Here is a 24,125-nt window from a genome sequence, read left to right as displayed (position 1 = left end):
CTTCAGCCGAGGGTGCGGTAGCGGGCCGCGCGGGTGGCCCGTAGTGCGTCCCGGTTCTGGTCGGCCAGGGTGGTGAGCTCCTGCTCGACGGTTGCCGCGATTCTCGTGACGAAGGCGTCCGGCTCGTCGGCGGCGTCGGGGAGCTCGGGCACGATCCGGTCCACGATGCCGTCAGCGAGTAGGTCGGCCGACGAGATGCGCTGGGCCTCGGCGAGCTCGCGGGCGCGGTCGGTCGTGCGGTGCACGATCGCGGACGCGCCTTCCGGCGGCAGCGCGGCGAGCCAGGAGTGCCCGGCCGCGAGCACCCGGTCGGACGGGAGGAACGCGAGCGCCGCGCCACCCGCGCCCTGCCCGAGCAGCACGCAGACGACCGGCACCGGCAGCGTGACCAGGTCGGCGAGGCAGCGGGCGATCTCCGCGCCCAGACCGCCTTCCTCGGCCTGTACGGACAACTCCGCGCCCGCGGTGTCCACGACCGTCACGACCGGGAGGTCGAGCTCGGCGGCCAGCCGCATCCCGCGCCTGGCCGCGCGCAGCCCCGCCGGTCCCAGCTGCCGGCCGGCGCGCTGGTCGTCGCGGTCCTGGCCGAGCACCAGGCACGCCATCGTGCCGAACCTGGCGAGGGCGAGCACCAGGCCGGGCTCGCGCTCGCCCTCGCCGGTGCCGCGCAGCCGGGTGACGTCGGTGGCGGCATGCTTCAGCAACGCCCGCACGCCTGGCCGGTCGGCGCGCCTGGAGCGCTCGACGGACTCCCAGACGGATGTGGCGTCGGCCGCCACCGCGTCCTGCGGTGCCGGTAGCCGGTCGCCGCGGCGCCGTTCTGTCAGTACGGCCAGCGCGCGGTCGGCGATGCCGGCCAGCTGCTCGGGTGGCACGACCGCGTCGAGCAGGCCATGACCGAGCAGGTTCTCCGCGGTCTGCACGCCGTCGGGGAACTCGTCGCCGTACAGCGCCTCGTACACCCGCGGGCCGAGGAAGCCGATGAGGGCTCCCGGTTGCGCGGCGGTGACGTGGCCGAGCGCACCCCAGGACGCGAACACCCCGCCGGTCGTCGGGTGCCTGAGGTAGACGAGGTACGGTAGCCCGGCCTGCCGGTGTTGCATGAGCGCGGCGGAGATCTTCACCATCTGCACGAACGCCCGGGTGCCCTCCTGCATCCGGGTGCCGCCGGACGCAGGCGACGCGAGCAGCGGCAACTGCTCTCTGGTCGCGCGCTCCACGGCGGCCGTGATGCGTTCCGCGGCCGCGACCCCCACCGAGCCGGCGAGGAAACCGAACTCGCACAGCACGACGGCGACGCGGCGGCCGTGGATCCTGGCCTCGCCGGTGAGCACCGCCTCGTCCAGGCCGGTGCGCTCCCTGGCGGTGGCCAGGTCGCGCGCGTAGCCGGTGTCGGCAGTGTTCGTCTTCGCCGGTTCGTCCCACGAGGTGAGGCTGACCGCGTCCAGTACGGTCGCGGCCAGGTCGAGTGCGGACACCCGTCGTGTCATGCTCCGAGTCTAGATCTCGTGCTTCTGTTACGGTCGTCATGAACGCGGCTGATCGGAGGCGAGGGGTGGGGCCGTGCGATCCGTACCCGAGGACGCGGTGGCCGTGGTCACCGGCGCCGGTCGCGGCATCGGCCGCGCGGTGGCGCGACGCCTCAGTGCGGCCGGTTTCCGGGTCGGTCTGACCGCACGCAACCGCGCCGACCTCGCGGCCACGGCGGACGCCTGTGCGGGCCCGACACTTGTGGTGCCCGCGGACATCACAGATCCCGCCGGTGTCGCCGAGGTGTTCGGCGCGGTGGAGGACCGGTGGGGTCGCGTCGACGTCCTGGTCGCCAACGCCGGCGCCGGCATGTCCGCAAAGGTGCAGGAGACCAGCGACGAGGACTGGCAACGGATGCTCGACCTCAACCTCACCGCGCCGTTCCGCTGCATGCGGCAGGTGGTGCCTGGCATGGTCGAACGCGGCGTCGGCAGGATCGTGGTGGTGGCGTCGGTCGCGGCCAAGGTGGGCGAGCCGTACGTCGCTGCGTACACCGCGAGCAAGCACGGGGTGCTCGGCCTGGTGCGGTCGGCCGCCGCCGAGCTCGCGCGCGCCGGGGTGACGGTCAGCGCCGTGTGTCCCGGCTACGTCGACACCCCGATGACCGCGGAAACCATAGCGAACATCGCGGACCGCACCGGCCGCAGCCGCGACGAGGCGCGCGCGGTGCTCGAGCGCAAGCAACCGACAGGGCGGCTGGTGACCGTCGACGAGGTCGCGGACGCGGTGTGGTTCTGTGTGAACAATCCTTCGGTCACCGGTCAGGGTGTCGACGTCGATGGTGGGGCGGTGCAGTCGTGAGCATGCAGCGGGTCAACCCGGGTGAGCTGGCTCGGCCGACGGGCTTCTCACACGCGGTGGTGGCGGAGGGGCGCACGGTGTTCCTCGCCGGCCAGACCGCGCTCGACGAGAACGGCGTCATCGTCGGCGACGACGTGGTCGCGCAGTTCGAACGGGCGCTCGGCAACCTGATCATCGCGTTGCGGGCGGCCGGCGGACGGCCGGACCAGCTCGCCAGCCTCACCGTGTACATCGTCGACGTCGACGACTACCGCGCGCGCCGTAAGGAGATCGGTGGGGTGTGGCGCCGGCTGGTGGGTGGCGATTACCCCGCCATGGCGGCGGTCGGGGTCACCCGGCTGTGGGACGTCGAGGCCATGGTCGAGGTGCAGGGCTTCGCCGTGCTGTGAAGGTCAGCGCAGCGAGTCGACGTACCGGTGTGCCGGCTCGGCGAGCTGCGCGCGCAGCGCGAAGAACAGATCCGCGGCGCGGGTGCCGTGCCAGTTGCTCGGCAGCACCTCGGGTGCGAGGCCGGGGTCGAGGAACGGCAGCCGCCGCCAGACGGTGAGCGCCTTGACGTAGTCGACGAACGCGTCGGCCGGGTCCTTGAACCTGCGCCGTTTCCACTTGGTCAGCAACGCCGCGTACTCGGCGAGGAAGTCGTCGTACAGCAGCTGCAGCTGGTCGAGGTCCCACCACTGGCGTACCTGCTCGCGGACGTCGCCGAACGCCAGGTAGTCGGCGCGGAACAGGTTCACGTACGGGGCCAGGTCGTACCGCTCGAGGACGTCGCGGGTCTCCTCGTCGAGATGTGCGGGCGCGATCCAGACGCCCGCGCCTACGGTGCCGAACCCGAGCCAGGTGAGCCGTGACCGCAGGGTATGGCGCTTCTGTCGCTGCGTCTCGGGCACGCTGAACACCGCGAGTAGCCAGCCGTCCTCCAGTCGTGCCCTCGTGCGTTCGAAGATCCGGCGGTCGCCCTCGTCGAGGATCGCGCGGGCGTGGTCGGAGAGGCCGTAGCCGGCCAGCCCGTCCTGACGCTGGGCTTCCAGAATCTCGCGCCGTTTCAGCCGGGAGATCGACGAGCGTACGGCGGGCTCGTCGACGCCGAGCTCGGCCAGCAGCCGGATGAGGGTCGCGATGCTGATCCAGCCGCCCTTCTCGCGGGCGTAGAGGCCGTAGATCGTCACGATGAGCGCCCGCGGCTGGAGTGCGCGGGTCTCCAGCAGGTCATCGATGGCCGTCACGGCGAACACGATATCGGGCCGCCGGCGTACGCCACGTCATCGGTATGTCGTGTGTCTTGACTGTCGTCACGAAAAAGGAATACTACGAGGTGCGGCTCGAAGCAGGAGGGGTCTTCATGCGGCTCACGCCCTCGGCACACCTGGACACGTTCTGTCGGGACAACCTGCCGCCTCAGGAGAGTTGGCCGGAGTTCCTCTTCGACCTACCCGACGTGCAGTACCCGGACCGGCTGAACTGCGCGGTCGAGTTGCTGGAACGCACGATCGACGAGCACGGTGCGCAGCGACAGTGCGTCGCCGCGCCCGGTGACCGATGGTGGAGCTACGGCGAGCTGGCCATCGTCTCGAACCGGATCGCCCGGCTGCTGGTCGACGAGTGCGGCATCGTGCCGGGGAACCGGGTGCTGTTGCGGGGGCCGAACAACCCGTGGCTGGTCGCCTGCTGGTTCGGCGTGCTCAAGGCGGGCGCGGTCGTGGTGACGACGATGCCGCTGCTGCGGCCGCGGGAGCTGAGCGCCATCCACGAGATCGCCCGCCTCGAGCTGGCGCTGTGCGACAGCCGGTTCCTCGACGGCCTGCGGGCTGCCGACATCGGCGCGACGCCCGTGGTCGCGTACGGCGGCGACGGCGCCGACGACCTCACCAACAGGCTCGGGCAGCACGACGGGACCTTCGATCCGGTCGACACGGCGGCCGACGACGTCGCCCTGCTCGCGTTCACCTCGGGCACGACCGGACGCCCCAAGGCCACCATGCACTTCCACCGCGACGTGCTGGTGAACGCCGACACGTTCTCCAAGCACGTGCTCGAGCCGCGCGCCGACGACGTGTTCATCGGCACCCCGCCGCTGGCCTTCACCTTCGGCCTCGGCGGCCTGGTGGTGTTCCCGCTGCGGGTCGGCGCGTCGACGGTGCTGGTGGAGCGGGCGACGCCCGACCAGCTCGCCGACCACATCGCCGAGTCGAAGGTGACGGTGTGCTTCACCGCGCCCACCGCGTACCGGGCGATGCTGGCGTCCGGCGAGCTGGCGCGGCTGGCCACGTTGCGCAGGTGCGTGTCCGCCGGCGAGCACCTGCCGGCGACCACCTGGCAGGCGTTCTACGACGCGACGGGCGTGCGGATCATCGACGGCATCGGCGCCACGGAGATGCTGCACATCTTCATCTCGGCGGCCGACGACGACATCCGGCCGGGATCGACCGGCCTGCCGGTGCCTGGCTACCAGGCCGTCGTGGTCGACCCGGACGGCAAGCCGGTGCCGGCGGGCACGGTCGGCCGGCTGGCGGTGCAGGGCCCCACCGGCTGCCGGTACCTCAACGACGAGCGCCAGGCGGTGTACGTCGAGAACGGTTGGAACATCACCGGCGACACCTTCGTACAGGACGAGGACGGGTACTTCTGGTACCAGGCCCGCAGCGACGACATGATCGTGTCGTCCGGCTACAACATCGCCGGACCCGAGGTGGAGGAAGCGTTGCTCGCGCACCCGGACGTCACCGAGTGCGCCGTCGTCGGCGTGCCCGACGTGGAGCGCGGCCAGCTGGTGAAGGCGTTCGTCGTCCTCCGCGCGGGCGCGGCTGCCGGCGAGGCGATGGTCAAGGAACTGCAGGACCTCGCCAAGCAGGAGATCGCCCCGTACAAGTACCCACGCGCGATCGAGTTCGTGGACAGCCTCCCCCGTACGGAGACCGGCAAGCTGCAGCGCTTCCGCCTGCGGGAACCCGCCGCGGGGTAGCGCCGCTTCAGCGGTAGAGGTCGCGGGCGATGATCGTACGCTGGATCTCCGTTGCGCCCTCGTAGATGCGGGGCGCTCGCACCTCGCGGTAGAGGTGCTCGAGCAGGTGGCCACGGCGCAGCGCCCGGGCGCCGTGCACCTGGACGGCGGCGTCCACGACGTACTGGGCGGTCTCCGTGGCGTACAGCTTCGCCATCGCCGCGTGGGTGGCCAGCCGGTCCTCGCCGGCGTCGTACGCGGCGGCCGCGCGGTACACCAGCAGGCGTGCGGCTTCGGTGCGGGTGGCCATCTCGGCGAGGGTGTGTGCCACGGTCTGCTGGTCTTTCAGCGGGCCGCCGAACGCCTCACGGGAACCGGCGTGCGCCACCGCGGCGTCGAGTGCGGCCCGGTACATGCCGACGGCGAACGCGCCGACGCTCGGCCGGAACAGGTCGAGCGTGCGCATCGCTACCCGGAAGCCGCGGTCGAGCTCGCCGAGCAGGTCGTCGCGGCCGACGGCGACACCGTCGAAGGTGAGCCGGCCGATCGGGTGCGGCGAGATCATGTCCAGGTGCTCGCCGTCCAGGCCGGGGCGGTCGGCGGGTACGACGAACGCGCTCACGCCGCGCGCGCCCGCGTCCGGTGTGGTGCGCGCGAACACCGTGTAGAAGTCGGCTTCGGGCGCGTTGGAGATCCAGATCTTCTCGCCGTGCAGCCGCCAGCCGGCGCCGTCGGGTACGGCCTGTAGGTGCAGCGAGGCGGCGTCGGACCCGGCGTCCGGCTCCGACAGCGCGAACGCGGCGACGGCGTCACCACGCGCGACCGCAGGCACCCACTGCTGTACGAGCTCCGCGCTGCCGGCCTGGAGCACCGGGTAGGTGCCGAGGCCCTGCAGGGCGAGCGCGGTCTCGGCCTCCGTGCTCACCGACGCGAGCGACTCGCGCAGCAGGCACAGGTCGACCGCGGCGGCCTGTCCGGACGGCGTCCCGTACGCAACGCCTGGGAACAGCCGGGCCAGCAGGCCGAGGTCGCCCATCGCGCGGACCAGCTCCCTGTTCACCTGCCCGTCGCGGCCACGTGCGGCGATCGGTGCCAGCGTGCTTTCTGCGACCGCGCGCACCCAGGCGGCGAGTTCGTGCTGCTCCGGCGTCAGGTCGAACGGCATCAACGTCCCTGCCAGTTCGGGTCGCGCTTGCCGGTGAACGCCGCGTGGAACTCGCGGTAGTCGGCACCGTTCATCAACAGCGCCTGCGTCACGGCCTCGAGCTCGAGCGAAGCGGACAGGCTCATGTCCTGCTCGCGCGACAGCAGCGCCTTCGTCTGCGCGTACGCCTGCCAGGGGCCGCCGGCCAGCCGCGCGGCGAGCGTAGCCACGGCCTCGTCGACCGCTGTCCCGTCGTCGACGAGTTGGCTCACCAGTCCCCACCGCTCTGCCTCCTCGGCCGGCAGCGAGTCGCCGAGCATCAGCAGCTGCGTCGCGCGGCCAAGCCCCACCAGGCGAGGCAGCAGGTACGCGGCGCCCATGTCGCCGCCGCTAAGCCCTACCTTCGTGAACAGGAACGCGAACTTCGCGGCGCGCGCAGCGACCCGGAAGTCGCTCGCCAGCGCGATCACCGCGCCGGCGCCAGCCGCCGTGCCGTGCACCGCGCTGATGACGGGCACCGGACACTCCCGCAGGCACCGTACGACCTCGCCGGTCATCCGGGTGAACGCCAGCAGCTCGTCCGGGCGCATCGCAAGCGTCGCGCCGATGATCTCGTCGACGTCGCCGCCGGAGCAGAACGCACGGCCCTCGCCGCGCAGCACGACCACCCGGATGTCGTCGCGGTGCGGCACCTCGGTGAGGAAGTCGCGCAGGTCCGCGTACGTGTCGAAGGTCAGCGCGTTGAGTCGCTCCGGCCGGTCGAACGTGACGGTGGCGACGGCGTCCGTCACGTCGAGCCTGAAGTGCCGCCATTCCTCGGTGAACGGAGCGGACCCGCGGAACGGGCTCATCGTCGACGACCTCCTTGGCGAGAGTGCATGTCACTCGGGCTGAGCCTACCGTTCTGTTGACGGTCGTCGCTAGTGCGACATACTCTCGGCAAGTGTCGTGGCGACAGGAGGCGCCCATGCGGGTCGCGGTGATCGGGGGAGGTCCCGGCGGGCTCTACTTCGCCGCGCTCACGGCGCAGCTCGACCGCGGCCACGAGATCACGGTCTGGGAGCGCAACGCCGCCGAGGACACGTTCGGCTTCGGCGTAGTGCTGTCGGACGAGACGCTCGGCGGCATCGAGCACGCCGACCCGGCGGTGTTCGCGGCGTTGCAGAAGGAGTTCGCGCGCTGGGACGACATCGACATCCATGCCGGCGGTGAGGTCATCACCAGCGGTGGGCACGGGTTCGCGGCGATCAGCCGCAAGCGCCTGCTGGAGATCCTGCAGGAGCGCTGCCGCGAGCTCGGCGTGACCGTCCACTTCCTCACCCCCGCGCCGCCGGTCGAGGAGCTGGCCGCCAGCCACGACCTGGTCGTCGCGTGCGACGGCGTCAACTCGCCGACCAGGCAGCGGTACGCCGACACGTTCCAGCCTACGGTCGACGTCCGCAACTGCCGGTACATGTGGCTCGGCACCGACCTGGTGTTCGACGCGTTCAAGTTCTACATCCGCGAGACGCCGTACGGCGTGATGCAGATCCACGGCTACCCGTTCGACGCGCACGGCAGCACGTTCATCGTGGAGATGCACGACGACGTGTGGCACGCGGCGGGCTTCGACCGCATCGCCGCAACCGACCTGCAGCCGGGGGAGTCGGACCAGCCGTCGATCGACGTGGTGCGCGAGCTCTTCGCCGACGTGCTCGGCGGCTACCAGGTGCTGGCCAACAACTCCAAGTGGCTCAGCTTCGCCACCGTGCGCAACGAGCGCTGGCGGCACGACAACGTCGTGCTGCTCGGCGACGCGGCGCACACCGCGCACTTCTCCATCGGGTCAGGCACCAAGCTGGCGATGGAGGACGGTCTCGCGCTCGCCGCGTGCCTGCACGAGAACAAGGACCTGGAGAGTGCGCTGACCGCGTACGAGGAGGAACGGCGGCCGGTGGTGCTCTCCACCCAGCGCGCCGCACAGGCCAGCCTGGAGTGGTTCGAGAACATCGGCCAGTACGTCGACCAGGAGCCGATGCAGTTCGCGTTCAACATCGTGACCCGCAGCCGGCGCGTCACGTATGACAACCTGCGGGTGCGCGACCCGGAGTTCGTCGCGCGGGTCGACGACTGGTTCGCCGACCACGAACGCCGCCGCGGCGTGGCACCCGGGGACGTGCGGCCGCCCATGTTCCAGCCGATGAAGCTGCGCGAGCTGGAGCTGCCCAACCGCATCGTGGTGTCGGCGATGGACATGTACCTGGCCGACGACGGCATGCCGAGCGACTTCCACTTCGCCCACCTGACGGGTAAGGCGCTCGGCGGCGCGGGCCTGGTGATGACGGAGATGGTCTGCGTCTCCCGAGAGGGAAGGATCTCGCCGGCCTGCTGCGGCATGTACGACGACGAGCACGTCGCCGCGTACCGCAGGATCACGGACTTCGTGCACGCGCACACCCAGGCGAAGGTCGGCATGCAGCTCGGTCACTCCGGCCGCAAGGGCTCCACCAGGCGGATGTGGGAAGGCATCGACCTCCCGCTGCCGGACGGGAACTGGGAGGTCGTCGCGCCTTCGCCGCTGCCGTACCAGCCGGGCGTCAACCAGGTGCCACGCGAGCTGACGGTCGGCGAGCTGGCCGAGATCAAGGACCAGTTCGTGGCCGCGACCCGCCGCGCCGAGCGTGCCGGCTTCGACCTGGTCGAGCTGCACTGCGCACACGGTTACCTGCTGTCGTCGTTCATCTCGCCGGTCACCAACGAGCGCACCGACGCGTACGGCGGCTCGCTGGAGAACCGGCTGCGGTTCCCGCTCGAGGTCTTCGCTGCCATGCGCGAGGTGTGGCCGCAGGACCGCCCGATCACCGTCCGCATCTCCGCCACCGACTGGGTCGAGGGCGGGGTCGACGTCGACGACGCGGTGCTCATCGCGTCGGCGTTCGCCGACGCTGGCGCGAACGCGATCGACGTCTCGACCGGGCAGGTGACGCCGGAGGAACAGCCGGCGTACGGCCGGTCGTTCCAGACGCCGTTCTCCGACGCCGTAAGGAACCGCACGGGGACCGCCACGGTCGCCGTCGGGGCGATCTCGTCGTACGACGACGTCAACTCCATCCTTCTCGCCGGGCGCGCCGACCTGTGCGCGCTCGGCCGGGTGCACCTGTACGACCCGAACTGGACTCTGCATGCCGCCGCCGACCAGGAGTACGACGGGCCAGGAGTGCGCTGGCCGCTGCCCTGGCAGGCGGGTAGGCGCAAGCCGCAGGCGGGCCGCGCCGACGGCCCCAAGCCCCGCCTGGAACTGATCCGCGAGGGCGAACGGACCACCAACCACGCCCGCTGGCACCCCCAGCCGTAGCGCGGGCCGGATGTCAGGCGCGGTGCTTGCGGTAGTCGGCGATGGCCTCGCAGACCTTCGCGACGTCGCTGTGGTCGTTGTAGTAGTGCAGCGACAGCCGCAGCACGTGACCGCGCGGGCTGGTGGCGATCCGGCGGTTGGCGAGGTACGCCGCGAGCTCGGTCGGCTGCTCGTCGACGATGGCGACCTGGGCGCCGCGCAGGGCGGGCTCGGCCGGCGACCACAGCTGCTCGCCGGCGCGGGCGAGCGACTCGTGCAGGTCCGTCGCCAGCTCGCCGACGTGTTGCCACACCGCCGCCTGGTCGGCGCGGGCCAGGCACCGCATGCCGGCGACCGCGCCATACGCGGACGGGATCGACGGCGTGCCGGTCTCGAACCGCCTCGCCGTCGGTGCGAGGTCGAGTGTGCGCGGGTCGAACGCGTACGGGTCGGACTGCGCGAACCACCCGGTGAGTTGCGGCGGCACCTCGTCGGTGAGGCCGCCGCGCACGTAGAGGAACGCGATCCCCGGGATGCCCAGCAGGTACTTCAGCGCACCCGCGACCAGGTAGTCGCAGTCGAGCTCACGCACGTCGATCGGCAGCACACCGGCGGCCTGGTAGGCGTCCACGAACACCCGCGCGCCCGCGTCGTGCGCCATGCCGACCACGTCGGCCACCGGCAGCCGCGCGCCATTGCGGTACGACGCGAGCGGCACCGACACCAGCGACACCCGGTCGCCCAGGGCCGCGGCGAAGTCCTCTGCGGGCAGCGTGCCGTCGCGGTCGGGCAGGTGGACGACCTCCGCGCCGCGCGGCCGCTGTGCCAGCCAGACGTGCGCGATGGAGGGGAACTCCATGTCGGTGGTGACGATCCGCGGGCGCTCCTGCCAGCCGTACGTCGAGGCGATCTGGAACGCCCCGTCCGACGCGCACGGCACGACGGCGACCTCGTCGGGGTGCGCGCCGATCAGCTCCGCGAACAGCTGCCGCGCCCGTGCCACCTCCGCCATCCAGCGATCCCAGGGCGCGCCGTACTCCCGCATGGTGTGCTGGAACTCGAGCAGTGCGGCGGAGAGGTCGGTCGACGCGGCGCCCTGGCTGCAGCTGGCCAGGTGCACGGTGTCGGTGAGCGAAGGGAACCGGTCCCTGAAGCGCGCCGGCGAATCGGCGTCGGCAGGCGTGGCACCGGGCACGAGACCTCCCCCGTAGCAGTTTCACAAATACTAAATTCCAGCATGCCGTCGGCCTCGGTGCCGGTCAAGCGGCGGCCGTCAGTAGCTCGGCGGCGTGACGGTGACGAGGAACGTCGCGCGCTCCGTCGAGCGGTTGCAGTACCGGTGTGGGCGGCGCGAGTCGAAGTAGCAGCTGTCGCCGACCGCCAGCGGATGCTCCTTGCCGTCCACCTCGACGACGAGCTCGCCGCGGAGCACGACCACGCACTCCTCCGAGGGATGGCTCCACGGCTCCGGTGCCGAGACACCACCGGGTTCGAGTGTGCCCTCGAGCACCTCGAGCCGGCCGACGCCCGGCGAGACCCGGGTGTACGTGATGCCGCCATGCGGGGAGCGGACGAGCATCCGGCGCTCGCGCGTGACGACCGCGGCGCTGTCCACGGCCTCCTGGTCGAACAGGCTGAAGATGGGCACCTCGAGTGCTTCCGCGACGCGTCGCAGCGTCTCCAGGCTCGGGTTGGTATGCCCGCGCTCGACCTGGCTGATCAGGCCGGGGGACAGGCCGGTGCGCTTGGCGAGCTCGGTCAGCGTCATGCCGCGTTCGGTGCGTACCGCTCGCACCCGCATCTCGACCACGCTGCAGCCTCCTCGCCCGACGGTCCGTTGTCCGTCATTGACAGTGCACGGTATCGCGCTTACATTCCCACGTACGCTTTTAGCAGTATCAAAATTCTGGTCAATCTCGCCGCTCGTGGAAGGCGAAGTCATGCCCGGTCAGGTGACGCCGCCCCGCCTCCAGCTGTGGGGCGGGATGCCGATGTTGTTCGTGCCGTTCCTCGTGATGCTGGCTGGCATCCTGGTGCTCGGCTTCAAGGGGCTCGCGTTACCCGAGGCGTTCTGGCCGATGGTCCTCGCCGGGCTGTTCGTCGGGCTGCTGCTCGCCAAGAGCAGGCAGGCGTACGTCGACGCGCTCATCCAGGGCATCGCGTCGCCGATGCTCGCGGTGATCCTGCTCGCCTGGTTCCTCGCCGGTGTCTTCGGCAAGCTGCTGAACGAGACCGGCGTGATCGACGGCCTGGTCTGGGTCGCCGCGGCCATCGGGCTGAGTGCGGCGTGGGTGCCGCTGCTCGCGTTCGTCGCCACGGCGATCCTGTCCATCTCGACGGGCACCTCGATCGGCACCATCCTCGCCGTCACGCCCATCCTGTTCCCCGCCGGCTTCTCCATCGGCGCGGACCCGCTGTTCCTCGTCGGCGCGATCCTCGGTGGTGCGTTCATCGGCGACAACCTCGCACCGGTCTCCGACACCACCATCGTGTCTGCCTACTCGCAGGGCGTCGACGTGCCCACGGCCGTGCGCTCGCGGTTGAAATACGCCGCGGTCGCTGCCGTGGTGACGCTCGCCGGCTACGTGGCTGTCGGCCTCTTCGGCCCCGCAGGGGAGAGCCGCGGCGGTGTGGAGGCCACCCCGGGCGGCCTGATCATGCTGCTCGCACCGTTACTGCTGATGGTGCTCATGATCCTGCGGTGGCACTTCGTCTCGGCACTGTTGGTGAGTACGGCGTTCGGCCTGGTGCTCGGGCTGGCGACCGGCCTGCTTGGCTGGGGTGACGTGCTGACCGTCGACGGCGAGACGTTCACCGCGAGCGGCGTGATCGTCGACGGCATGATGGGCTTCGTCGGTATCGCCGTGTTCACCATCTTCCTGATGGGCATGATCGGCACGTTCCAGGCCGGCGGCCTGATCGACTGGCTGGTGGAGAAGTCACAGCGGATCGCCAAGGGCCCACGCAGCGCCGAGGTGACGATGTACGGGCTGGCGCTGGGTATCAACGTGCTCACGACCGCGGGCACGCCGACGATGGTGATGCTCGGGCCGTACGTGCGCCGGCTGGGCAACTCGTTCAAGATCGCGCCGTGGCGGCGGGGCAACCTGCTCGACGCGGCTTCCACGACGATCCTCGGGTTCGTCCCGTACAGCGTCGCGGTGCTCATCCCGTTCGCACTCGCCGCCGACACCGTGAAGGACGCGAACCTGCAGAACTTCGACCCGGTGCACCTGGTGCCGTACGTCGTGTACTGCTGGGCGCTGATGCTCGTCTTCTGGGTTGCGGTGCTCACCGGCTGGGGCAGGGACCGGATGACGGACGAGGCGTACGACGAGGAGCGCAAGATCCTCGCCGACGAGGCCGATGATTCCGTCACAGCGGAAGAGCGCGGTTGATGGGAGTCGGTGCCGCGCCATACCGTGACAGCGTCAAACCGTAGAGCGGGAGACCAGCATGCCGGTCCTGCAAGACTTCCTCAGCGCGATGTCAGCCGGGTCGATCGAGGTCGTCGACCTCACTGCGCCGCTGACCAGTGAGACCCCGATCCTCCAGCTGCCGCCGCAGTTCGGCCAGACCGCCACGTTCGAGTTGCAGGAGATCAGCAGCTACGACGACCGCGGCCCCGCCTGGTACTGGAACAACTTCCGCACCGGTGAGCACACCGGCACGCACTTCGACGCGCCGAACCACTGGATCTCCGGCAAGGGTGGTGAGGACATCGCGTCGGTGCCGGCGGGCAAGCTCGTCGCGCCCGCCGCGGTGCTCGACTTCTCCGCCGAGGTCGCGGCGAACCCCGACTTCCTGCTCGAGATCGACCACGTCAGGGCGTGGGAGCAGGCGCACGGGCCGTTGCCCGCCGGTGGCTGGCTGCTGTTCCGCACCGGCTGGGACGCCAGGTCGCGCTCGCAGGAGGAGTTCCTCAACGCCGACGAGAGCGGTCCGCACACCCCCGGCCTGTCCGCGGAGTGCGCGCGCTGGTTGGCCGAGGAGGCCCCGGTGATCGGGCTGGGCACGGAGACCGTCGGCACCGACGCGGGCGCGGCCGGCGGGTTCGAGCCGATGTTCCCGTGCCACAACCTGATGCACGGGGCCGGCAAGTACGGCCTCACCCAGCTGCAGAACCTGGCCAAGCTGCCGCCGAACGGCGCGGTCATCGTCGCCAGCCCGTTGCGCATCGCCGGCGGCTCGGGTAGCCCGGCGCGGGTGCTCGCGCTCGTCGAACACTGACGCCGATGCACGTCGCCGCGGCCGTCGGCCGCACCCTCGCGGGCCTGGGCGTGGACCATGTCTTCGGCGTGGTGGGGTCGGGCAACTTCCACCTGACCAACGCCCTGGTCGACGCGGGCGCGCGGTTCGTCGCCGCGCGCCACGAGGGCGGCGCGGCGACCATGGCGGACGCGTACGCGCGGATGAGCGGGCGGGTCGCGGCGGTGTCCGTACACCAGGGCTGTGGCCTCACCAACGCGATGACCGGCATAGCCGAGGCCGCCAAGAGCCGCACGCCGCTTGTCGTCCTCGCCGCCGACGTCACCGAGCCGAAGTCGAACTTCTACGTCGACCAGGCCGCCCTTGCGACGTCGGTCGGGGCGACGCCGATGCGGGTGACGTCCGCCGCCGACGCCGTGCAGGTGGCGGCCGCCGCGTACGACACCGCCGTGCGCGACCGCCGTACGGTGGTGCTCAACCTGCCGCTTCCGGTGCAGGCCGAGCAGGCCGGCGGTGGGCTGTCGGAGCCGATCCGGCCGCTGCCGCCTGCGGTCGAGCCGTCCGCCGCGGATCTCGACGCGCTGGTGGCCGCGCTGCGGCGAGCGCAGCGCCCGGTGTTCGTCGCCGGCCGCGGCGCGCGGTTGCCTGGCAGTCGTGCGGCGCTCGAGGAGCTGGCCGGGCACAGCGGTGCACTGCTCGCGACGAGCGCGGTGGCCAAGGGACTCTTCAACGGCAGCCCGTGGTCGCTGGACGTCTCCGGTGGCTTCGCCACACCGCTGGCGGTGGAGCTGATCCAGGACGCCGACCTCGTCGTCGGCTGGGGATGTGCGCTCAACATGTGGACGATGCGGCACGGCACGCTCATCGCGCCCGATGCGACCGTCGTGCAGGTCGACGTGGACGAGTCGGCGCTCGGTGCCCACCGCGACATCCACCTCGGCGTGCGCGGTTCGGTCGTTGAGGCGGCGAAGGCGGCCGGCACGGCAGTCGCCGACGGCGAGGCCCCCACCGGCTACCGCACCGACGCCGTCCGGCAGCGGATCGCGGCCGAGGGGCGCTGGCGCGACGTGCCGTACGACGACGAGTCGACCGGCGACCACATCGACCCGCGCACGCTCACCGTCGCGCTCGACGACCTGCTGCCGGCGGACCGCGTCGTCGCCGTCGACTCGGGCAACTTCATGGGCTACCCGAGCATGTTCCTGTCGGTGCCGGACGAGTTCGGGTTCTGCTTCACCCAGGCGTTCCAGTCGATCGGGCTGGGTCTCGCCACCGCCGTCGGCGCGGCGCTCGCACAACCGCAGCGGCTGCCGGTCGCCGCGCTCGGCGACGGCGGTGCCCTGATGAGCGCAGCGGAACTGGAGACGGTCGCCAGGTTGCGGCTGCCCATGGTCGCCGTCGTGTACAACGACGCCGCGTACGGCGCCGAGGTCCACCACTTCGGCCCGGACGGGCACGAGCTCGCCACCGTACGGTTCCCCGACACCGACATCGCCGCCGTCGCCCGTGGCTACGGCTGGCAGGCGATCACCGTACGGCAGCCGGCCGACCTCGCCCCCGTAAGCGGCTGGCTGGCCGGCCAGCGCGGCGAACCGCTGCTGATCGACGCGAAGGTGCCGTCCGCCCACGGCTCCTGGTGGCTGGAGGAAGCGTTCCGCGGCCACTGACCGAGCCGGCCGCAACTCTACCCTCACGTCAAGGTAGAGTTGGCGCGGTTCGGCGTTGGACGTGAGCAGGCGAGGAGGAACGCACCGCGGTGGTTGACGGGGGGCACATGCAGATCGGCGAGGTCGCCGAACGCACCGGGCTCAGTTTGCGCACCATCAGGTACTACGAAGAGATCGATCTCGTGGTGCCGTCGGCGCGCAGCCAAGGTGGGTTCCGTCTGTACACCGACGGTGACGTCGAGCGGCTGCTGCTGGCGAAGCGGATGAAGCCGCTGGAGTTCTCCCTCGACGAGGTACGTGGTCTGTTCGAGGTCCTCGACGAGCTCGCCGCGGAACGACCGGTCGCCGAGGAGCGCCGCCGTGAGCTCGTCGCCGGCTGGCGATGTACCGCGACGCCGTCGAACGGCGGTGCGTCGCCCTGCGGGAGCAGCTGGAGACCGCGGAGGACTTCGCCGGGCAGCTGAGGAGCGAGATGGGCAGGCAGCGCCGGCGGGCGCGAGCCGCGGAGTCGCGTTCGTGACGGCCTCCTCCGAGCTCCACACCCAGCACACCTCACGCGACGCCGCAGCGCGCGAGGCTGGCCGCAGGCGTACCTTCGCGGTCATCAGCCACCCGGACGCCGGCAAGTCGACCCTCACCGAGGCGCTCGCACTGCACGCCGAGGTGATCGCGGAGGCCGGCGCGGTGCACGGCAAGTCCGGCAGGCGCGGCGTGGTGTCCGACTGGATGGCCATGGAGCAGGTGCGCGGCATCTCCATCACGTCGGCGGCGCTGCAGTTCGCGTTCCGCGACGTGGTGATCAACCTGCTCGACACCCCGGGCCACGCGGACTTCTCCGAGGACACCTACCGGGTGCTGGCAGCCGTCGACTGCGCGGTGATGCTGCTCGACGCCGCCAAGGGCCTGGAACCGCAGACGCTGAAGCTGTTCGAGGTGTGCAAGTACCGGGGTATCCCGGTCGTCACCTTCGTGAACAAGTGGGACCGGCCCGGCCGCGACGCCCTCGACCTGATGGACGAGATCGAGCAGCGGATCGGGCTGCGCCCGACCCCGTTGACCTGGCCGGTGGGCGAGTCCGGCGCCTTCCGTGGCGTGCTCGACCGCAGGGACGGTCAGTTCGTGCGGTTCACCCGTACCGCGGGCGGCGCGACCCGGGCACCCGAGGAGCGCCTCTCGCCGGTGTACGCGCGTGCCGAAGAAGGCGCCGAGTGGACCCGCGCGGTCGAGGAGGCCGAGCTGCTGTCGGCCACCGACCAGGACCACGACGAGGCGACGTTCCTCGCCGGCACGACCACCCCCGTGCTCTTCGGCGCTGCGGTAATGAACTTCGGGGTCGGCCAGCTGCTCGACGTCCTCGTCGACATCGCGCCGTCGCCCGCGCCCCGTCCCGACGTCGACGGCAACGCGCAGCCGCTCGACGCAGCGTTCAGCGGGTTCGTGTTCAAGGTGCAAGCGGGCATGGACCGCGCCCACCGCGACCGGCTGGCGTTCATGCGGGTCTGCTCCGGGGTGTTCGAGCGCGGCATGGTGGTGACGCACGCCGCCAGCGGCAAGCCGTTCGCCACCAAGTACGCGCAGCAGGTGTTCGGGCGTGAGCGCAACACCGTCGACGTCGCCTACCCCGGTGACATCGTCGGCCTGGTGAACGCGTCGGCGCTGCGGATCGGCGACACGCTGTACGACGGGAAACCGGTCGTCTATCCGGGGATCCCGAGCTTCGCGCCCGAGCACTTCGCGGTGACGCGGGTCAGCGACACCGGTAAGTCGAAGCAGTTCAGGCGCGCCATCGAACAGCTCGAGCAGGAGAACGTCGTGCAGGTGCTGCGCTCGGACCTGCGGGGTTCCGCGGCACCGGTGCTCGCGGCGGTCGGGCCGATGCAGTTCGAGGTCGTCGCGCACCGGCTGGAGCACGAGTTCAACGCGCCCGCCCGCCTGGACCAGCTCGACTACCAGCTGGCCCGGCGCACCCGCGCCGAGGACGCCGCCATGCTCGACCGACAGCGCGGCGTCGAGGTGTTCGAACGTACCGACGGGGCGCTGCTCGCGCTGTTCACGGACATCTGGCGGCTGCGCTCGATCGAGCGCGACCACCCGGACGTCCTGCTCGAGCCGCTGCTCGCCGGCCGCACCACCGAGTAAGGCGTACGTGCCCGACCCTTCGTCGTCTCGTTGGTACGTCCCGCGCGTCGTCGGCACCAGTGCCCTCGTCCTCGCCCTGACCGCGCCCGGCCAGACCGCCGCCGTGTCCGCGTTCGTCGACCCGTTGATCGACGGCCTGGAGCTGAGCCGTTCGGTCGTATCGGCGGCCTACCTGGTCGGCACCCTCGTAGGCGCCGGTGTGATGCCGCTGCTCGGCCGCGCGATCGACCGGTACGGTGCGCGCCTCATCATGGTGGTCGTCGCGGTGGGCTTCGGCGCCGTGCTGATGGGGTTGTCGTTGGTGCAGGGCCTCGTCGGCCTCACCGCGGGGTTCGTCGGCATCCGCATGCTCGGCCAAGGCGCGCTGAACCTGGCGGCGACGACGGCGGTGGCGCTGTACGTCCATCGGCGCCGTGGTTTCGCGCAGGGCATCACCGCCGCCGTCGGAGCGGCAGGCATCTCGCTGACGCCGGTGCTGCTCGAAGGTTTGGTCGCGGAGCACGGATTCCGCACCATCTGGTTCGCCGAGGGGCTGGTGATCTGGGCCACCGTCATCCCGCTCGCGCTGCTCGGCCTGCCGCGCCGGATACCCCCGCGCGACGCGCAACGGGAGGAGACGGGGGCGCGGCGCAACGACCGGCTGCCGCCGGTCGACTGGACACTGAGCGAAGCGCTGCGTACGCCGATGTTCTGGGTCGTCGCGTCCGGCGTCACGATGGTCAGCACGCTGGGCACGGCCGCAGCGTTCCACCAGATCGCGTTGCTCGGCGAGCGCGGTCTCTCGCGTACCGAGGCGGCCGCGAACTTCCTCCCGCAGACCGTCGCTGGTCTGGCGGCGACGGTGCTGCTCGGCTACCTCGCCGACCGCGTCTCCGACCGGCTGCTGATCATCGCCAGCCGCACGGTGCTCGCCGGCGCGCTCGTCGCCGCCGGCTACGTCACACCCGGCGTGACCGCCGTCGGCTACGGCATGCTGATGGGCGTCGCCGGCAACAGTTTCCGGCTGATCGAGGCGACGGCGTTCCCGAGCAGCTTCGGCCTCGCCCACATCGGCGCGATCCGCGGGGTCGTGCACACCCTGGGCGTGGCCGGCAGTGCCGTGGGGCCGTTGCTGCTCTCCCTCGGCCACGACTGGCTCGGCGGCTACCGGCCGGCGCTGCTCGTGCTCGCGCTGCTGCCCGTCGGCACCATCGCCTTCGCGGCGTTCGTGAAACCACCGCCGCCGCGCCCGCCGCAACGCACCGCGTAGCGTCCTGAACGCGGCCCGGTCGCGGCGCCCGGCGAGTCCGACCGCGCTAGCGCACCCCGGCGAGCGCCGGGGTGTCGGCGTCGGTGGTCATCGGTTGTTCCATGGCCGCGCCTGCGACCGGCTCGCCGAGTTGGAGCACGAGCCAGATCTTGTCGCGGTCGGCCAGCAGTGCGGGCTGGCTCAGCACGTCACCGTCGACGACGACGAGGTCGGCGAGCTTGCCCTCCTCGACGGTGCCGACGTGGTCGTCCAGGCCGAGCGCCTCGGCCGCGGTCTTCGTCGCGGCGACGAGCGCCTCGCGCACGGTGAGGCCGTGGTGGATCATCCGGAGCAGCTCGCCGGACGTCGACATGACCTCGCCCTGCCGGTCGCTGCCCAGCGCGATCTTCACCCCCGCCTCCCGCGCCGCGCGCATGCTCTTCGCGCCCTCGGCGAGGTTGAGCTTGCCCAGCTCGCTGAGCATCGGGTCGGCTTCCGGGTTCGTGGGCGCATCGGTCGGGTCGATGACGTCGAGCGAGTAGCCCGCCCAGTAGTAGTAGCCGGTCAGGGTCGGGACGAGGAACTGGCCGTTCTCGGCCATCTGGTCGAGCAGCTCGGGACGCTGGTTGAGGAACATGCCGTGCTCGATGGTGTCCATGCCGTGCGCGATCGCGGCGGCCGTGCCGTCGAGCCCTTCCGCGTGCGCGCACACCCGGTACCCCAGGCGGTGCGCCTCGTCGACGGCGGCGGCGAGCTCGCCGTCGGTGAACTGCGTCGGCTCGGGGTCCTCCAGCTCGTTCGACCGCGCCCCGGTGGTCATCACCTTCACGAAGTCCGCGCCCCACCGCACCTGTGTGCGTACGGCGTTGCGCACGCCGTCGGGCCCGTCGACCTCCTGGTACATGTCGCCGTAGAACCGGCCGCCAGGGGCGGTGGCGGAGATGATCTTCCCGCAGGTGAGTATGCGCGGGCCGCGGAACGCGCCGTAGCGCATGGCCTGCCTGGCCTCCTGCGGCTGGAGCCCCTGTGAACCGGTGTTTCGCAGCGTCGTCACACCCATCCGCAGCATGTCGCGCAGCGCCGCCTGCAGGAAGTGCGTGGGCGTGTTGGGCAGCATCTCCTCGGCACCCGGCTTCGGGTCGATGGTGCCGCCGGCGAGGTGCGTGTGCGCGTTGGTGAGGCCGGGCAGCAGGGTCCTGCCGCCGAGGTCGATCCGCCGCTCCGTGCCCGGGTCTGCCGGGACGTCACCGGTGTCGCAGACATGCCGGATCATGCCGTCCTCGACGAGCACTGCGCTACCGGGGCGTGCGTTGGTGCCCGTGCCGTCGAAGACGCGGGCGTTCAGCAGCCACAGTCGTCCGGCCGCCGCCGGGGGAGCTGCGATCAGTGCGGGGAAGCGGTGCGGCATCGGTTCCTCTCAGGTATCCGGCTGCGCCGGGCAGTCAGCCGGCACGCTCGCCACTGTCACACGCGTGATGCCGCAAGAGCAACAGCATTGCAAATATGGCAACACTTTCTGAAGCCGTTCGGCTGCCGTCCATCCGGCGTGGGGAGCGTCAGGAACCGGTGCTCAGCTGGGTGGAGAGCTGCCTGGCGTGCTCGACGAGGGCGTCGACGGCGGCACGTAGCGCACGGCCTTCCAGCCGGCCGAGCGGGCACTCGACGGCGAGGATCGCCGCGAGCGTCCCATGCCTGTCGTGGGCCGGTGCAGCGATCGTCAGTAGGTCGTTCTCCCGCTCGCCGCGGGCCTCCGCCCAACCGCGTGCCTTGACCTGTGCCACCTCGCGCCGGAGGACGGTGCGGTTGGTGATGGTGTTCGGCGTGAAGCGCGTCAGTCGGCCGGCTGGGAGGTGGCCGCCGTGGGCCAGCAGCACCTTGCCGACCGCGGTCGCGTGCGGCACGCTCGGCCGGCCCATCTCCACGAAGCTGCGCACCGACGACGAGCTCTGCACGTAGTCGATGGTGGTCGCGGCCTGCTCGCCTGGCACCGACAGCGTCGCGGTCTCCTTGGTCTTCTCGTTCAGTGCGAGCAGGTGCGGCCGGGCGAGCTCGCGTAGGTCCACTCTGGCCAGCGCGGCGTTGCCGAGCTGTACGAGCCGGAAACCGAGGCGGTACCTGCCGGTCTCGGGCATCTTGCGGACGAGCTCGGCGGCGACGAGCGTGGCGAGCAGCCGGGAGACGGTGCTCGCGTTGGTGCCGATCCTGCGCGCTATCTCGTTCGTGCCCAGGTCGCTGGACGAGCTGCCGAGCACGTCGAGCACCTCCGTGGCACGACGCACGGTGCTCATCGCCCGTGCGGTTCCCGCTGGCTCGCTCACGCGGCGAGGCTAGTACGGGCTCGCGGACGCGAGGTGTGCGGCCATCGCGGTGGTCGTCTGCGCGGGGTCGCCGCTGCCGAGGGCCTCGATGATCGCCTCGTGCTCGGCGGCCATCTGGTCGAGCAGCTCCTCGTCCCAGTCGAAGTCGCGCAGTCCGAGGCGGATGAGGCTGCGCAACCGGCGCAGCGTGTCCTCGGCGAGCTGGTGCCCGGCGGCGTGCGGGATGTGCAGATGGAAGTCGTCGTCGCAGTCGAGGAAGGCGTTGAGGTCCTTCGCCGCGACGGCCCGGCGCGCCCTGATCATGATCAGGTGCAGTTGGTCCACGGCCGAGACGTCGAGCAGACCGGCGGCGCGGCCGGCGCACACGGGTTCGAGCGCGTCGCGCATCGCCACCGCTTCGGCGAGCAGCTCGGCGGACGGGTTGGTGATCACCACCTGACGGCGCGCGCCCTCCTGCAGGATGCCTTGGTTGAGCAGCTCACCGAACGCCTGTCGCACGGGCGTACGCGACACCCCGAGCATGTTGCCGACCTGCGTCTCGCCGAGGCTGGTGCCCGGGGTGAACTCGCCGTGCAGGATGGCGCGGCGTAGCTGCTCGTACACGCGACGGCTGGAGAGCGTCTTGTCGTCGGCGTGGATGGTCGGTTGTGGGTGGAACCCTCTCATCGCGCCTCACCGGCAGGTGCCTGCCACGGGGAGGCGGTACGAGGTGTCGGTCGCGCCCCGTCGATCGTCGTCTTACCCACGGAAGAAGGGTACCAAAGCAGGTTTTGTATACCGATGGACTTGTGGTGTACTTGCCCGCTGAGGAGGCCCCATGCAGATCCAGACGCCGGCATTGCTGTTCGCGCCGGATGTTCCGCCGCAGCGACCGCTGTGGCTCACCAACGCGCGTCTCTTCGACGGCACGCGCGCACCCGTCCGCGACGGGGCCGCCGTACTGGTGGAGAACGGGCGCATCGTTCGCGTCGGGAGCGCCGGGGATGCCGTCCCCGAAGGCGCGACGGTCGTCGACCTCGCCGGCAAGACGTTGATGCCCGGGTTGATCAACGGGCACATGCACGCCGTCGGGCAGCTGCCCGAGCTCGGCTTCGGCTCCCAGCCGTTGCTGCCAGGCACGACGACGCACATGTTGGGCATGCACCTGCGGGAGTTCCTCAGGTACGGCGTCACGACCGTTCGCGACATGGGGACCTTCGGCGAGCAGGTGATGGAGAACCGCCAGGCGATGCGCTACGGCGCGTTCCGCGGTGCGCGGGTGCTCACCTGTGGGCTGATCATCTCCGGTACTGCGCCAGGCGGCGTCATCTTCGACGGCATGTACCGCGAGGCGGACGGCGCCGACGAGGTACGCAAGGGCGTACGCGAGCAGATCCGCCGCGGCGTCGACTTCGTCAAGGTGATGACGACAGGTGCTCGGTCGGTGGAGCTGGAGGCCGGCCTCTGCCGGGACGACCACGGCGCATCGTCGATGCCGAACCAGCTCTCCTACGAGGAGATGCAGGTAGCGGTCGAGGAAGCCCACCGGATGGGGTACTACGTCGCCGCGCACGCCGAGGGGTTGCCCGGCTGTGAGACCGCAGTGGACCTCGGCATGCGCACCGTCGAGCACGGCTACTACTTGCACAGTCGGCCGGACCTGCTGGACCGGATGGCCGAGCACGACATCGCGTTGGTGCCTACGTTCACCAGTTCGTACGTGTTCGCCGGCCGCGACCTCGAGGTCGGCACCGAAGGCGAGACCGTGCCGTACTGCACGCCGGAGCTGGAAGCCGTGGCGGAAGCGAACATCCGCGCCGCGGAGAAGACGCTGCAGGCGGCGAACGCGGCGGGCACACCGATCGTGATGGGCGCCGACGACCTGGAGCTGCGCCGTGGTGGCATCTGGATCGAGGTGCTCAGGATGATCCATCATGGCCTCCCGGCGCACGAGGTGCTGGTGTCCGCGACCTCGGCCGCCGCACATGCGTTCGGCCTGACCGAGCTGGGGACGGTGGCGGAGGGTAAGCTCGCCGACCTCGCGATCCTCGACGGGGACCCGTTCGCGAACCCGGAGATTCTCGGCGACAGCGAAAGGATCTGGCTCGTGCTACAAGACGGTGTTCCGGTGGCAGGCGCGGCGCTCGAAGTGCATCTCACCGATCTGGCGGCCGCCCGATGAACGGGTGATGTCTCGTCATGACCTTCTCCGAATATCTCGCCGACCGCTGGCCGGACATCGTGTTCCTGGCGGCGCAGCACGCGCAGGTCGTGCTCATCGCCATCGGGATAGCGACGGTCATCGGTGTCGCGGTCGCGGTGCTCGCGCAGAACCACCCGATGGTGCGCCGGGTCTCGCTGACGGTGACCGGCATCGCGTTGACCATCCCGTCGTACGCGTTGCTCGGTCTGTTGATCCCCATCCTCAGCCTCGGCGTCGTACCTGCCATCACCGCGTTGGTGGTCTATGCACTGTTCCCGATCCTGCGCAACGCGATCACCGGGCTGGAGTCCGTGCCCGCCGAGATCGAGGACGCCGCACGGGGGATGGGACTGTCGAAGTGGAGCCTGCTGTTCACCGTCCGCATGCCGCTGGCGTGGCCGGTGCTGCTCAACGGCGTACGGGTGGCCTCGATCCTCTGTGTAGGGATCGGCGCGATCGCTGCTGCGGTGGCCGGGCCCGGGCTCGGTCGGCTCATCTTCGACGGGCTCACCAGGCTCGGCGGTGCGAATGCGCTCAACGACGCGCTCGCCGGTGTGTTGGGCGTCGGCGTGCTGGCCATCGTCCTCGACCTGTTCTTCGTCCTGATCGCCCGACTGACCACTCCGCGAGGCATCCGTGGCTGATCCACACAC

At 70.9% G+C, this 24,125-nt stretch carries 19 protein-coding genes and 2 pseudogenes; 12 read left to right on the top strand and 9 right to left on the bottom strand.

The window, feature by feature from the left end:
* Nucleotides 1-2 precede the first annotated feature (2 nt).
* Nucleotides 3-1,490: an acetyl-CoA carboxyl transferase gene (locus GEV07_11500; protein MQA03315.1), complete on the bottom strand. Its 1,488-nt coding sequence runs from the start codon at nucleotides 1,488-1,490 to the stop codon at nucleotides 3-5.
* A 97-nt stretch (nucleotides 1,491-1,587) separates the two neighbouring features.
* On the opposite strand from GEV07_11500, the gene GEV07_11495 reads away from it, so the two are divergent.
* Both GEV07_11495 and GEV07_11490 read left to right on the top strand, forming a co-directional pair.
* Nucleotides 1,588-2,331 carry an SDR family NAD(P)-dependent oxidoreductase gene (locus tag GEV07_11495; protein ID MQA03314.1) on the top strand — a complete coding sequence of 248 codons (744 nt, stop codon included), beginning with the start codon at nucleotides 1,588-1,590 and terminating at the stop codon, nucleotides 2,329-2,331.
* Between the two features lie 2 nt (nucleotides 2,332-2,333).
* Complete coding sequence (locus GEV07_11490; protein ID MQA03313.1) at nucleotides 2,334-2,720, top strand: RidA family protein; 387 nt, start codon at nucleotides 2,334-2,336, stop codon at nucleotides 2,718-2,720.
* A gap of 3 nt (nucleotides 2,721-2,723) precedes the next feature.
* Here the strand turns inward: GEV07_11490 and GEV07_11485 are convergent, their stop codons facing one another.
* The gene (locus GEV07_11485; protein ID MQA03312.1) at nucleotides 2,724-3,500 is read right to left on the bottom strand and encodes a PaaX family transcriptional regulator; all 777 of its coding nucleotides are present in this window, start codon (nucleotides 3,498-3,500) and stop codon (nucleotides 2,724-2,726) included.
* Nucleotides 3,501-3,673: 173 nt separating this feature from the next.
* Between GEV07_11485 and GEV07_11480 the strand changes: the two genes are divergently transcribed.
* Nucleotides 3,674-5,293 carry an AMP-binding protein gene (locus tag GEV07_11480; GenBank protein ID MQA03311.1) on the top strand — a complete coding sequence of 540 codons (1,620 nt, stop codon included), beginning with the start codon at nucleotides 3,674-3,676 and terminating at the stop codon, nucleotides 5,291-5,293.
* Nucleotides 5,294-5,300: 7 nt separating this feature from the next.
* Here the strand turns inward: GEV07_11480 and GEV07_11475 are convergent, their stop codons facing one another.
* Together GEV07_11475 and GEV07_11470 are read right to left on the bottom strand one after the other, a co-directional pair.
* Nucleotides 5,301-6,437 carry an acyl-CoA dehydrogenase gene (locus tag GEV07_11475; protein MQA03310.1) on the bottom strand — a complete coding sequence of 379 codons (1,137 nt, stop codon included), beginning with the start codon at nucleotides 6,435-6,437 and terminating at the stop codon, nucleotides 5,301-5,303.
* On the bottom strand, nucleotides 6,437-7,267 hold the full coding sequence (locus tag GEV07_11470; protein ID MQA03309.1) for an enoyl-CoA hydratase family protein: 831 nt from the start codon (nucleotides 7,265-7,267) through the stop codon (nucleotides 6,437-6,439). Before GEV07_11470 ends, GEV07_11475 begins: the two co-directional genes overlap by 1 nt.
* A gap of 116 nt (nucleotides 7,268-7,383) precedes the next feature.
* Between GEV07_11470 and GEV07_11465 the strand changes: the two genes are divergently transcribed.
* Nucleotides 7,384-9,750, top strand: coding sequence for a bifunctional salicylyl-CoA 5-hydroxylase/oxidoreductase (locus GEV07_11465; GenBank protein ID MQA03308.1), 2,367 nt, complete (start codon nucleotides 7,384-7,386; stop codon nucleotides 9,748-9,750).
* 13 nt (nucleotides 9,751-9,763) lie between these two features.
* Here the strand turns inward: GEV07_11465 and GEV07_11460 are convergent, their stop codons facing one another.
* Together GEV07_11460 and GEV07_11455 are read right to left on the bottom strand one after the other, a co-directional pair.
* Nucleotides 9,764-10,924: an aminotransferase class V-fold PLP-dependent enzyme gene (locus tag GEV07_11460; protein MQA03307.1), complete on the bottom strand. Its 1,161-nt coding sequence runs from the start codon at nucleotides 10,922-10,924 to the stop codon at nucleotides 9,764-9,766.
* Nucleotides 10,925-11,002: 78 nt separating this feature from the next.
* Nucleotides 11,003-11,539 carry a cupin domain-containing protein gene (locus tag GEV07_11455; GenBank protein ID MQA03306.1) on the bottom strand — a complete coding sequence of 179 codons (537 nt, stop codon included), beginning with the start codon at nucleotides 11,537-11,539 and terminating at the stop codon, nucleotides 11,003-11,005.
* On the opposite strand from GEV07_11455, the gene GEV07_11450 reads away from it, so the two are divergent.
* The 6 genes and pseudogenes from GEV07_11450 (at nucleotide 11,496) to GEV07_11425 (ending at nucleotide 18,993) form a co-directional block, all read left to right on the top strand.
* The gene (locus tag GEV07_11450; GenBank protein ID MQA03305.1) at nucleotides 11,496-13,127 is read left to right on the top strand and encodes a hypothetical protein; all 1,632 of its coding nucleotides are present in this window, start codon (nucleotides 11,496-11,498) and stop codon (nucleotides 13,125-13,127) included. The two genes, GEV07_11455 and GEV07_11450, sit on opposite strands and share 44 nt — an antisense overlap.
* Nucleotides 13,128-13,215: 88 nt before the next feature.
* Complete coding sequence (locus GEV07_11445; protein MQA03304.1) at nucleotides 13,216-13,959, top strand: cyclase family protein; 744 nt, start codon at nucleotides 13,216-13,218, stop codon at nucleotides 13,957-13,959.
* A gap of 5 nt (nucleotides 13,960-13,964) precedes the next feature.
* Nucleotides 13,965-15,605, top strand: a complete 1,641-nt coding sequence (locus GEV07_11440) for a thiamine pyrophosphate-binding protein (GenBank protein ID MQA03303.1) — start codon at nucleotides 13,965-13,967, stop codon at nucleotides 15,603-15,605.
* A 107-nt stretch (nucleotides 15,606-15,712) separates the two neighbouring features.
* Nucleotides 15,713-16,125 (top strand): annotated as a pseudogene (locus GEV07_11435) (MerR family transcriptional regulator).
* Nucleotides 16,122-17,744, top strand: coding sequence for a peptide chain release factor 3 (locus tag GEV07_11430; protein ID MQA03302.1), 1,623 nt, complete (start codon nucleotides 16,122-16,124; stop codon nucleotides 17,742-17,744). The pseudogene GEV07_11435 and the gene GEV07_11430 overlap by 4 nt, the downstream one beginning before the upstream one ends.
* Before the next feature lie 7 nt (nucleotides 17,745-17,751).
* Nucleotides 17,752-18,993, top strand: a complete 1,242-nt coding sequence (locus tag GEV07_11425) for an MFS transporter (GenBank protein ID MQA03301.1) — start codon at nucleotides 17,752-17,754, stop codon at nucleotides 18,991-18,993.
* A gap of 46 nt (nucleotides 18,994-19,039) precedes the next feature.
* On the opposite strand, the gene GEV07_11420 is transcribed toward GEV07_11425, so the two are convergent.
* From GEV07_11420 to GEV07_11410, 3 genes and pseudogenes are all read right to left on the bottom strand, one after another.
* Nucleotides 19,040-20,380: an amidohydrolase family protein gene (locus tag GEV07_11420; GenBank protein ID MQA03300.1), complete on the bottom strand. Its 1,341-nt coding sequence runs from the start codon at nucleotides 20,378-20,380 to the stop codon at nucleotides 19,040-19,042.
* Between the two features lie 148 nt (nucleotides 20,381-20,528).
* Nucleotides 20,529-21,290: a helix-turn-helix domain-containing protein gene (locus tag GEV07_11415; protein ID MQA03299.1), complete on the bottom strand. Its 762-nt coding sequence runs from the start codon at nucleotides 21,288-21,290 to the stop codon at nucleotides 20,529-20,531.
* Nucleotides 21,291-21,773: 483 nt separating this feature from the next.
* Nucleotides 21,774-21,956: pseudogene (locus GEV07_11410) on the bottom strand (GntR family transcriptional regulator).
* Nucleotides 21,957-22,107: 151 nt separating this feature from the next.
* Here GEV07_11410 and GEV07_11405 point away from each other — a divergent pair.
* Both GEV07_11405 and GEV07_11400 read left to right on the top strand, forming a co-directional pair.
* Entirely contained in the window at nucleotides 22,108-23,451 is a 1,344-nt protein-coding gene (locus GEV07_11405) for an amidohydrolase family protein (protein ID MQA03298.1), read from the top strand.
* 17 nt (nucleotides 23,452-23,468) lie between these two features.
* Entirely contained in the window at nucleotides 23,469-24,116 is a 648-nt protein-coding gene (locus tag GEV07_11400) for an ABC transporter permease subunit (GenBank protein MQA03297.1), read from the top strand.
* Nucleotides 24,117-24,125: the final 9 nt, after the last annotated feature.

It is taken from the genome of Streptosporangiales bacterium, from assembly GCA_009379825.1.
Lineage (GTDB): Bacteria > Actinomycetota > Actinomycetes > Streptosporangiales > WHST01 > WHST01.
The sequence above is the reverse complement of the archived record's forward strand: the minus strand, read 5'-3'. Positions and strand labels throughout refer to the sequence as shown.

Excerpts from the sequence above, each read along its gene's own strand:
- GEV07_11500 (MQA03315.1), bottom strand. The coding sequence starts at position 1,490 with ATGACACGACGGGTGTCCGCACTCGACCTGGCCGCGACCGTACTGGAC.
- GEV07_11490 (MQA03313.1), top strand. The coding sequence starts at position 2,334 with ATGCAGCGGGTCAACCCGGGTGAGCTGGCTCGGCCGACGGGCTTCTCA.
- GEV07_11480 (MQA03311.1), top strand. The coding sequence starts at position 3,674 with ATGCGGCTCACGCCCTCGGCACACCTGGACACGTTCTGTCGGGACAAC.
- GEV07_11475 (MQA03310.1), bottom strand. The coding sequence starts at position 6,437 with ATGCCGTTCGACCTGACGCCGGAGCAGCACGAACTCGCCGCCTGGGTG.
- GEV07_11470 (MQA03309.1), bottom strand. The coding sequence starts at position 7,267 with ATGAGCCCGTTCCGCGGGTCCGCTCCGTTCACCGAGGAATGGCGGCAC.
- GEV07_11465 (MQA03308.1), top strand. The coding sequence starts at position 7,384 with ATGCGGGTCGCGGTGATCGGGGGAGGTCCCGGCGGGCTCTACTTCGCC.
- GEV07_11450 (MQA03305.1), top strand. The coding sequence starts at position 11,496 with ATGCCGCGTTCGGTGCGTACCGCTCGCACCCGCATCTCGACCACGCTG.
- GEV07_11445 (MQA03304.1), top strand. The coding sequence starts at position 13,216 with ATGTCAGCCGGGTCGATCGAGGTCGTCGACCTCACTGCGCCGCTGACC.
- GEV07_11440 (MQA03303.1), top strand. The coding sequence starts at position 13,965 with ATGCACGTCGCCGCGGCCGTCGGCCGCACCCTCGCGGGCCTGGGCGTG.
- GEV07_11420 (MQA03300.1), bottom strand. The coding sequence starts at position 20,380 with ATGCCGCACCGCTTCCCCGCACTGATCGCAGCTCCCCCGGCGGCGGCC.
- GEV07_11405 (MQA03298.1), top strand. The coding sequence starts at position 22,108 with ATGCAGATCCAGACGCCGGCATTGCTGTTCGCGCCGGATGTTCCGCCG.
- GEV07_11400 (MQA03297.1), top strand. The coding sequence starts at position 23,469 with ATGACCTTCTCCGAATATCTCGCCGACCGCTGGCCGGACATCGTGTTC.